This is a genomic window from Streptomyces sp. CO7 (assembly GCF_053474865.1).
On sequence record NZ_JBRIOU010000002.1, the window covers coordinates 1091140 to 1102468 of the forward strand.

At 75.7% G+C, this 11329-nt stretch carries 1 protein-coding gene; it reads left to right on the top strand.

Going from position 1 to position 11329, the window contains the following annotated elements:
* A partial coding sequence (locus ACOV8S_RS06950) for an SDR family NAD(P)-dependent oxidoreductase (protein WP_448316735.1) occupies positions 1 to 11329 on the top strand: 11329 nt, incomplete at both ends.

Here is an 11329-nt window from a genome sequence, read left to right on the forward strand (position 1 = left end):
GCCGACGACCGACCGGCCCGCACCGCCGTGCTCTTCACGGGGCAGGGGAGTCAATACGCGGGGATGGGTCGGGAGCTGTACGCGGCGGAGCCGGTGTTCGCCCAGGCGTTCGACGAGGCGTGTGCGGCGTTGGACGTGCATCTGGAACGGCCGTTGCGGGACGTGGTGTTCGGCGATGCCGAAGGGCTGGACGAGACGCGGTGGACTCAGCCGGCGCTGTTCGCGCTGGAGACCGCGCTGTTCCGGTTCGCCGAGCACCAAGGGCTTGAGCCGGACTCCCTTGCCGGGCACTCGATCGGTGAGGTGACGGCCGCGCACGTGGCCGGGGTGCTGTCGCTGGAGGACGCGGCGTCGCTGGTGGCGGCGCGGGGGCGGTTGATGCAGCAGGCCCCGGCCGGGGGTGCGATGACGGCCGTGGAGGCCACGGAGGAGGAGGTGCTGCCGCTGCTCACGCCGGGGACTTCCCTGGCGGCGGTGAACGGGCCGCGGTCGGTGGTCCTCTCGGGTGACGAGAGCGAAGTGGAGCGCCTCGCCCAGCACTTCGCGGGACTGGGGCGGCGGACACGGCGCCTGACGGTGAGCCACGCCTTCCACTCGGCGCACATGGACGACGTGCTGGACGAGTTCCGGGAGGTCGCCGCGGGGCTCAGCTTCCACGCTCCCCGCGTTCCGCTCGTGTCGACCGTCACGGGGGAGTTCGCGTCGGCCGAGGAGCTGGCCTCGCCGGACTACTGGACCCGCCAGATCCGAGGAACGGTCCGCTTCCACGACGCCGTACGGGCGATCGTGCGCGACGGCCGCACCGTGTTCCTCGAACTCGGCCCGGACGCCGTCCTCACCGGCATGGGCCGCGAGTCCCTGCGGGGCGCGGAGCACGTCCTGCTCCCCGGGCTGCGCCGCGGCAGGCCCGAGCGGTTCGCCCTGCTGACCGCGCTGGCGGGGGCGCACGTCCACGGAGCCACCGTCGGCTGGGAGTCGGCGCTCGCCGCGCACGGCGGTCGCGCAGTGCCACTGCCGACGTACGCCTTCCAGCGGGAACGCCACTGGATCGCCGGGGAGTCCCACCCGCTGCCCGTGACGGTGGCGGCTGCGGACGGCACGGACGCGGACGCCGCGCCGAGCACGGAGCAGCCCGTGGCCGGCGACCAGGCGGGCACGGCGTCCCCGCTCAAGGGGCCACGGCCCGTGTCGTCACGTCCGGAGCTGCTGGAACTCGTCCGCACGCACGCGTCGATCGTCCTCGGACACGTCACGGCCGAAGCCGTGGACCCCGGACGCACTTTCAAGGAGCTGGGCTTCGACTCGCTGTCCGGCGTCGACCTGCGGGACCGGCTGGCCGCCGCCACCGGGCTGACCCTGCCTTCCGGGCTCGTCTACAACCACCCCACGCCCGACGCCGTGGTGGAGCTGCTGCACGATCTGCTCGGCCACCCGACGGACGGGACGCCGGAACCGGTGTCGCGCGTGGTCTCCGACGAGCCGGTCGCGATCGTCGGCATGGCCTGCCGGTACCCGGGAGGCATCGCCTCGCCGGAGGACCTGTGGGAGCTCGTCAGTTCCGGCTCCGACGCCATCGGCCCGTTCCCCGACGACCGGGGCTGGGACCTGTCGGCGCTGTACGACCCCGACCCGGCGACGCCCGGGACGACCTACGTGCGGCACGGCGGATTCCTGGACGGCGCCGGTGACTTCGACCCGGCGCTGTTCGGCATCAGCCCGCGCGAGGCCGAGGCGATGGACCCGCAACAGCGGCTGCTGCTGGAGACGGCGTGGGAGACCTTCGAGCGGGCCGGCATCGCTCCCGAACGGCTGCGTGGCACCGACGCCGGGGTGTTCGTCGGCGCCACCGGCCAGGACTACGGACCGCGCCTCCACGAAGCCGCCGACGGCCACGACGGTCACCTGCTGACCGGCAGCACCATGAGCGTCGCCTCGGGCCGCCTCGCGTACACCTTCGGGCTGCAGGGCCCGGCCGTCACGGTGGACACCGCGTGCTCGTCCTCGCTGGTCGCGCTGCACCTCGCGGTCCAGGCCCTGCGACAGGGGGAGTGCGAACTCGCGCTGGCCGGCGGCGTCACCGTGATGCCGACTCCCGGCATGTTCCTGGAGTTCAGCCGTCAGCAGGGGCTCGCGCCGGACGGCCGCTGCAAGCCGTTCGCGCAGGCCGCCGACGGCACCGCCTGGTCGGAGGGCGTGGGCCTGCTTCTGGTGGAGCGGCTGTCCGACGCCCGCCGCAACGGCCACCGCGTCCTCGCGGTCGTGCGCGGCTCGGCGGTGAACCAGGACGGTGCCAGCAACGGGCTGACCGCCCCCAGCGGCCTCGCGCAGGAACGCGTCGTCCGGCAGGCGCTGGCGGCGGCCGGGTGCGGGCCCGCGGAGATCGACGTGATGGAGGCCCACGGCACCGGCACCCGGCTGGGGGACCCGATCGAGGCGCAGGCGTTGATCTCGGTGTACGGGCAGGGGCGGGTCGCCGGACAGCCGTTGTTGTTGGGGTCGTTGAAGTCGAACATCGGGCATGCGCAGGCGGCCGCCGGTGTCGGCGGGGTCATCAAGATGGTCGAGGCGATGCGGCACGGGGTGGTGCCGGGGACGCTGCACGTGGACGCGCCGTCGCCTCATGTGGACTGGTCGGCGGGTTCGGTCGAGCTGGTGACGGATGCGGTGGAGTGGCCGGAGCGGGAGCGTCCGCGGCGGGCGGCCGTCTCCTCGTTCGGGATCAGCGGGACCAACGCCCACGTCATCCTCGAACAGGCACCGGAAGTCTCCCTCCCCGAGGCCGGGAGCCCGGAACCGGGAGGCCCGCGCCCTGCTGCCGTGCCGCTGGCCCTGTCGGCGCACACGCCGGAGGCGTTGAAGGGCCAGGCCGCCCGGCTCGCCGCGTACCTGGAGGCCCGCCCGAGCGCGGACCTGGCCGCGACGGCCGTCGGGCTGACGACGGGACGCGCCCACCTGGAGCACCGGGCCGTCGTCGTCGCGGACGACCGGGACCGTGCCCTTTCCGCCCTCACCGCCCTGGCCTCCGGCGCGGACTCCGCCGACCTGCTGCGCGGTCGTGCCGCGGGTCCGGTGCGGTCGGCGTTCGTGTTCACCGGGCAGGGGAGTCAGTACGCGGGAATGGGGCGTGAGTTGTACGCGGCGGAGTCGGTGTTCGCTCAGGCCTTCGACGAGGTGTGTGCGGCGTTGGACGTGCATCTGGATCGGCCGTTGCGGGACGTGGTGTTCGGCGATGCCGAAGGGCTGGACGAGACGCGGTGGACGCAGCCGGCGTTGTTCGCGCTGGAGACCGCGTTGTTCCGGCTGGCTGCGCATTACGGGCTGGAGCCGCGGTGGGTGGCGGGGCACTCGATCGGTGAGGTGACGGCCGCGCACGTGGCCGGGGTGCTGTCGCTGGAGGATGCGGCGTCGCTGGTGGCGGCGCGGGGGCGGTTGATGCAGCGGGCCCCGGCCGGGGGTGCGATGACGGCGGTGGAGGCGACGGAGGAGGAGGTGCTGCCGCTGCTGACGCCGGGGGTTTCGTTGGCGGCGGTGAACGGACCGCGGTCGGTGGTCGTCTCCGGTGAAGAGGCCGAAGTCGCGGGTGTGGCTGCGCACTTCGCGGAGCTGGGACGCCGGACGCGACGCCTGACCGTCAGCCACGCGTTCCACTCCGCGCACATGGAACCGGTGCTGGAGGAGTTCCGTGAGGTCGCGGCGGGGCTGCCCTTCCACGCTCCCCGCATCCCGCTCGTCTCGACCGTCACGGGGGAGCTCGCGACGGCCGAGGAGCTGGCTTCGCCGGAGTACTGGACCCGCCAGATCCGCGGCACCGTCCGCTACCACCACGCCGTCCGGACCCTCGAGGACCAGGGCGCCACCCTGGTGCTGGAACTCGGGCCGGACGCGGTGCTGAGCGCGGTGACCCCCGACGCCGTGCCCCTTCTGCGCAAGGGACGCGACGAGCGGCGGACCCTGCGCACCGCGCTGGCCACCGCGTACGCGAGAGGCGTGGCCCTGGACTGGACGGCCCTGCTGCCGGAGCGAACGCCGGCCGAGGACCTGCCGACCTACGCCTTCCAGCACCGGCGTTACTGGATGCTGCCCCCGGCTCCCGCCCCCCGCACCGAGGACCTGGGACTCGAGTCGTCCGGCCACCCCCTGCTGGGAGCCTCCGTGCAGCGCGCCGACGACGGGAGCCTGTTGCTGACCGGGCTGCTGAGCGTGGACGGGCAGCCCTGGCTCGCGGACCACCGGGTGCTCGACCGCATCCTGCTGCCCGCCACGGCCTTCGTCGATCTCGCGCTGGCCGCCGGTGAGCGCGCCGAGACCCCCCGCATCGAGGAGCTCACCCTCCAGGCACCGCTGGTCCTGCCGGAGGCCGGTCAGGGCGCGGTACAGGTACAGCTGACGGTCGCCGCCTTCGACGAGCACGGGACGCGCGGCCTGGCCGTGCACTCCCGTCCCACCGAGGGCGGGTCCTGGACCAGGCACGCGACCGGGCTGCTGTCCGTCTCCCGATCCGGTGGCGACGGCACGCCGGAGTCGCCCGCCGCTTGGCCCCCGGCCCACGCCGAGCCGGTGGACGTCGACGCCCTCTACGACCGCCTCGACGTCCTCGGCCTGGTGTACGGGCCGGCATTCCGCGGTGTACGGGCGGCATGGCGTCACGGGGACGACCTGTACGCCGAGCTGGTACTCCCGGACACCGGCCAGGACGCGGCCGTCGGCTTCGGCGTGCACCCCGCCCTCCTCGACGCCGCCCTGCATCCTCTCGTCGGCCGCCCGGACGCGCCGGGCGACCGGCCCGAGCTGCCGTTCTCCTGGACCGGAGTCGAACTGCACGCCACCGGCGCCACGACCCTGCGCGCCCACTGGTCCGGGCGGCGGCTGACCGCCGTCGACCCCGGTGGCCGCACGGTCCTGTCGGCCGAGGAACTGGCGCTGCGGCCCGCCGACGCACAGCCGGCCACCGGTGCCGGACGGCCGACGACGCCGTACCGCGTCGACTGGGTTCCGGTCGTGGTCCCGGCCGCCGGGGAGGGCCGGCCCGCCGACACGAGCGGAGTCACGTCCGTCCACGCACTCGCCGCACTGCCCGGCGAAGACCCCGTCCCCGCAGTGGTGGCGCTGTCGCTGCCCGAGGGACGCGAGGCCGTCGGACGGGCGCTCGAGGCCGTGCGCGCCTGGATCGCCGACGAGCGGTACTCCGAGGCCCGCCTGCTGTTCCTGACCCACGGTGCTCGCGGCGCCGACCCCTGGGCCGGCGCGGTGTGGGGCCTGGTCCGCTCGGCGCAGTCCGAGCACCCCGGACGCTTTCTCCTCGCCGACCTTCCCCCGGGCAGCGGGACGGGTGACGCCGACGCGCCGGACCCCAGCCTGGTGGCCTCCTTGGCCGCTGCCGGACGGCAGGAGCCGCAGCTCGCCGTCGGTGACGACGGCGTCCTGCTGGCGCCGCGCCTGGTGCGGGCGGTCGGTGACGCACCGATCGGGGGCGGCGCCACCCCCGCCCTGGCCGGGCGCACCGTGCTGGTGACCGGCGGGACCGGCGGCCTGGGGCGTCTGCTGGCACGGCACCTCGTCACCCGGCACGGCGCCCGGCACCTGCTGCTGCTCAGCCGACGCGGCGACGCGGCCCCCGGAGCGCACGAGCTGGCCGCCGAGCTGACCGGGGCGGGCGCCACCGTGGAGTTCGCGGCCTGCGACACGACGGACCGTGCGGACCTCACCCGGATTGTCGCCGCCATTCCGGCTGACCGGCCGCTCGGCGCCGTGTTCCACCTGGCCGGGGTGCTGGACGACGGTGTCGTCGAGGAGCTGACGCCGCGGCGGCTGGAGGCGGTGCTTCGGCCGAAGGCCGACGCGGCGCTGCTGCTGCACGAGCTGACCACCGATCTGGAGCTGGACGCGTTCGTGCTGTTCTCGTCGGTCACCGGAGTCCTGGGGACGGCGGGTCAGGCGAACTACGCGGCGGCCAACGCCTTCCTGGACGCCGTGGCTCAGCACCGGAAGGCGCGGGGCCTGCCCGCGACCTCGCTCGCGTGGGGACTGTGGGACACCGGCGACGGCATGGCCGGACACCTGACGTCCGCCGACCGTGCTCGCCTGGCGCGCGGCGGGCTCGCCCCGCTCACCGTCGAGCGGGCCCTGCGGCTGTTCGACGCGGCACTGGCGACGCCCTCCCCGCTGCTGGTCGCCACCCGCTTCGCCCTGGCGGCCCTCGAGGCGCCGGACGCCGTGGTGCCGGCGCCCCTGCGCTCCCTGGTCCGCCCGGCACCACGCCGTGCGGCCGCCACGAGCGCCGCCACCGCGCACGGCTCACCGGCCGCCCGCCTGGCTGCGCTGCCGCCTGCCGAGGCGGAACGCGAGGTGCTGGAACTGGTGCGCACGGCGGTGTCCACCGTCCTCGGGCACACCGACGGCAGGGCCGTGGCCCGCGACCGGGCCTTCGGCGACCTGGGCTTCGACTCGCTCACCGCCGTCGAACTGCGCAACCGGCTGCGCACCGCCACCGGGCTGCGACTGCCCACCACCCTGGTCTTCGACCACCCCACGCCGGGGGCGCTGAGCGAATGGCTGCTGACGGAGCTGCGCGGGCCGCGGGCCGCGGCCGAGGCGCCTGCGGCTCCGCCCGCGGTGACCACCGCCGACGACCCGATCGCGGTCGTCGCCATGGCCTGCCGCTATCCCGGAGGGGTGGCCTCACCGGAGGACCTGTGGGAGCTCGTCAGCTCCGGAGCGGACGCCATCGGCCCCTTCCCCGCGGACCGGGGCTGGGACCTGGCCGCGCTGTACGACCCCGACCCGGACACCGTCGGCAGCTCCTACGCCCGTGAGGGGGGCTTCCTGTACGACGCGGGCGACTTCGACGCGGAGTTCTTCGGGATGAGCCCCCGTGAGGCCCTGACCACCGATCCGCAGCAGCGGCTGCTGCTGGAGACCGCGTGGGAGGCCTTCGAGCGGGCGGGGATCGCCCCCGCCTCGCTGCGCGGCTCGCGCACCGGCGTCTTCGCCGGCGTCATGTACGGCGACTACGGCGCCCGGCTGCACCAGGCGCCGCAGGCCCCGAAGGAGGCCGAGGGGTACCTGGTCAGCGGCAGCGCGGGCAGCGTGGCGTCCGGTCGGGTGGCGTACACGTTCGGTCTGGAGGGGCCGGCGGTGACGGTGGACACGGCGTGCTCGTCGTCGCTGGTCGCGTTGCACCTGGCGGCGCAGGCGCTGCGGAGCGGTGAGTGCGATCTGGCGCTGGCCGGTGGGGTCACGGTGATGGCGAGTCCGGCGACGTTCGTGGAGTTCAGCCGTCAGCGGGGACTCGCGCCGGACGGGCGGTGCAAGTCGTTCGCCGCCGGGGCCGACGGGACCGGCTGGTCGGAGGGCGTGGGGCTGCTGCTGGTGGAGCGGTTGTCCGACGCCCGCCGCAACGGCCACCAGGTGCTGGCGGTGCTGCGCGGCTCCGCGGTCAACCAGGACGGCGCCAGCAACGGGCTGACCGCGCCCAACGGCCCCGCCCAGGAACGCGTCATCCGCCAGGCCCTCGCCAACGCACGCCTCGCACCTGCCGACGTCGACGCCGTCGAGGCCCACGGCACCGGCACCCGGCTGGGGGACCCGATCGAGGCGCAGGCGCTGCTGGCGGCCTACGGTCAGGAGCGCCCCGAGGACAGCCCTCTGTTCCTGGGGTCCGTGAAGACCAACATCGGGCACACCCAGGCCGCGGCGGGGGTCGCCGGAGTCATCAAGATGGTGATGGCGATGCGGAACGGAACACTGCCGCGCAGCCTCCACGCCGACGAACCCACCCCGCACGTGGACTGGACCGCCGGCGCCGTCGAGCTGCTGGCCCGGGAACGCCCCTGGCCCGCGGAGCACCGCCCCCGCCGGGCGGCCGTCTCCTCCTTCGGGATCAGCGGCACCAACGCGCACGTCATCCTCGAACAGGCCCAGCCGACGGAGCCGAGCGAACCGACCGCGCCGGCGGAACCGACCGGACCCGGGGCGGGGACGGGCGACGGCCACCACGGCCCCGTCGTCCTCCCGCTCTCCGCCCGGACCCCGCGGGCACTGCGTGAACAGGCCGCGCGCCTCGGCCGGTTCCTCGCCACGCGCCCCCCTGCCGACCTGCGGCCGACGGCCCACGCCCTGGCAACCGGACGGGCCGCCCTGGACCACCGGGCCGCGCTCGTGGCCGGCGACCCGGAAGAGGCGGTGGCGGCGCTGGCCGCCCTGGCGGCCGGGGACACCGCGGGGGCGGCCGTCCCGGCGGGGGAGCCGCGCACGGCGTTCCTGTTCACCGGGCAGGGCAGCCAGCGGGCCACCATGGGACGTGAACTCCACGCCGCCCAACCGGTCTTCGCGGCGGCGTTCGACGAGGCGTGCGCCGCCCTGGACCTCCATCTCGACCGCCCGCTGAAGGACGTCGTGTTCGCCGACGACCCGACCCTCCTGCACCGCACCGGCTACACTCAGCCCGCCCTTTTCGCGCTGCAGACCGCCCTCCACCGGCTCCTCGAGAGCCGGGGTGTCCGCCCCGACGTCCTGCTCGGGCACTCCGTCGGCTCGGTGGCGGCCGCCCACGTGGCCGGGGTGCTCTCCCTGGCGGACGCGGCGACGCTGATCACCGCACGCGGCCGGCTGATGCAGGACCTGCCGTCCGGCGGCGCGATGGCGGCCGTGTCGCTGTCCGAGGTAGGGACGCGGGCCCTCCTGGACGGCCTCGGCCCCGACATCGGCATCGCCGCGCTGAACGGGCCGCGGGCCACCGTGGTCTCCGGTGCCGAGGAGGCGGTGACGCGCCTGCTCGAGCGGGCCCAACAGGACGGCGCACGCGCCAAGCGGCTGACGGTCCACCACGCCTTCCACTCGCCGCTGATGGAACCGATGCTGGCCGACTTCCGCGAGGTCGTGGCCGGCCTGGAGTTCCGTCCGCCGCGCGTCCCGGTCGTCTCGGACCTGACCGGGCGCACGGCGACCGCTGAGGAGCTCGCCTCGCCCGACCACTGGGTCCGGCACGTCCGCGAGACCGTCCGCTTCGCCGACGGCCTGCACACCCTCGCCCAGGACGGCGTCACCGTGTGCGTGGAACTGGGACCGGACGCCGTGCTGACCACCCTGGCCGCCGACGCCCTGCCCGACGCCGTCACCGTGCCCCTGCTGCGACGCGACCGCCCGGAGGGGCGCACGGTGCCGGAGGCACTGGGCGCCCTGTGGAGCGCCGGGCTCCCCGTCGACCTGGCCACCCGGCCCGGGCAGGCGGCCGGGGCCTTCGCCGGGCAGCTGCCCACCTACCCGTTCCAGCGCGAACGCCACTGGCTCGACGCGCCGGACCGCGGCGCCCTACGACCCGTCGGCGGCCCCGACCATCCGCTCCTCGACGCGGCGGTGGAACTGGCCGACGGCACCGCCACGGTGTACACCGGCCGGATCTCCCTCGCGGCCCAGCCGTGGCTGGCCGGGCACGCGCTGCTCGGCACGTCCGTGCTGCCCGGAACGGCGCTGCTGGAGCTCGCCCTGTACGCGGGACGCGAGGCCGGCTCGCCCGAGGTGGAGGAACTCACCCTCCAGGCGCCGCTGCCGGTGCCCGACGAGGGAGAGGTGCGGCTGCAGCTGGTGGTCTCCGAGGCGGACGGCGAGGGCCGCAGAAGCCTGTCCGTGCACTCCGCCGCCGAGGGGGCCGGCTGGACGCGCCACGCCACCGGCGTCCTGGCCCCCGCCTCGGAGGTCTCCGGTGCACAGGACCTCGGCGCGTGGCCGCCGCCGGGCGGTGAGCCCGTGGACCTCACCGCGGCCTACGACACGCTCGACGCCCTCGGCTACCGGTACGGACCGCCGTTCCGCGGGCTGCGCAAGGCTTGGCGCCGGGACGACGCGTGGTTCGCCGAGATCACCCTCGACGAAGATCCCTCCGGCACGGCCGACGGTTTCACGCCGCACCCCGCCCTGCTGGACGCGGCCCTGCACCCGCTGGCACTGGACGGCCCCGGCCCTTCGGGCGGCCTGCGCGTGCCCTTCTCGTGGACCGGCGTCCGCGCCCACGGCGCCGGAGGACGCTCCCTGCGGGTACGGCTGACGCCGGACGGTGCCGACCGGACCGCCCTGACCCTCGCCGACGGGACCGGTGCGCCCGTGCTGACGGCACGGTCGCTGCTGGTGAGGGAGGCCGACCCGGCGGTGCTGGCCGCGGCCCGGCCGTCGGCCCGGGTGCCCTACCGCGTGGACTGGGCGCCGCCCGCCCCGTCAGGACCGGCCGTGGACCTGCAGCCGTACGACCCGGCGGCCGCCCCGGCGGTACCCGAGGACGGCCCCGCCCACAGTGTGCTGGTCGCGGACGACGACCTGACTCCCGTCCGGCTGCTGGCCCACCTGCGCGCCTGGACCGCCGCCGGGGATCCCGACCGGCGCCTGGTCGTGGTGACCCGCGAGGCCACCGCCGTGACGGAGGGCGAGAGGGTGGCCGGGCTCGCCCAGGCCCCGCTGTGGGGCCTGGTCCGCACCGCGCAGACGGAGCACCCACGGCGCTTCGTGCTCGTCGACACGGACGGCACCGCGCCCTCCGAGGCGGCCCTGGCAGCCGCCCTGGCGACCGGCGAGCCCCAACTCGCCCTGCGGCAGGGCGTGTCGTCCGTGCCCCGGCTGGCGCCGTGCCCGCCGGGCAGCAGGGAGGCGTCCATCAGGCCCGGGACGGTCCTGCTCACGGGAGCCACCGGAGCGCTGGGCGGCCTCGTCGCCGAACACCTGGTCACCCGGTACGGAGTCCGTCGCCTGCTGCTGGCCGGCCGGCGCGGCCCGGACGCCCCCGGCGCCCCGGCCCTGGTGGAACGGCTCACCTCGCTCGGCGCCGAGGTCTCCCTCGTCGCCTGCGACATCGCCGACCGCGCCGCCCTCACCGCACTGCTCGCCTCCGTCCCGGCGGAGCACCCGCTGCGCGCGGTGGTGCACGCGGCAGGCGTCACCGCCGACGGCACCCTGGAGTCGCTGACCGACACGGCCTTCACCGAGGTCAGCAGGCCCAAGTCCGAGGCGGCGCTGCTGCTGCACGAACTGACCGCGGACCTGGACCTGGACGCGTTCGTCCTGTTCTCCTCGATCGCCGGGCTCGTCGGCAGCGCGGGCCAGGCCAACTACGCGGCCGCCAACGCCCACCTGGACGCCCTCGCCCAGCACCGGCGGGCCCTCGGACTGCCGGCCGTCTCGCTGGCCTGGGGCCTGTGGGAGACCGGTGCGGGCATGGCCGGGCAACTGGGCGCCGCCGACCTCGCGCGGATCGCCCGGACCGGCGTCGCCCCGCTCGCGGCGGCCGAGGGACAGGCCCTGTTCGACACCGCCCTCGCCGCCGGCCGGGCCGTCAGGTCGAGGC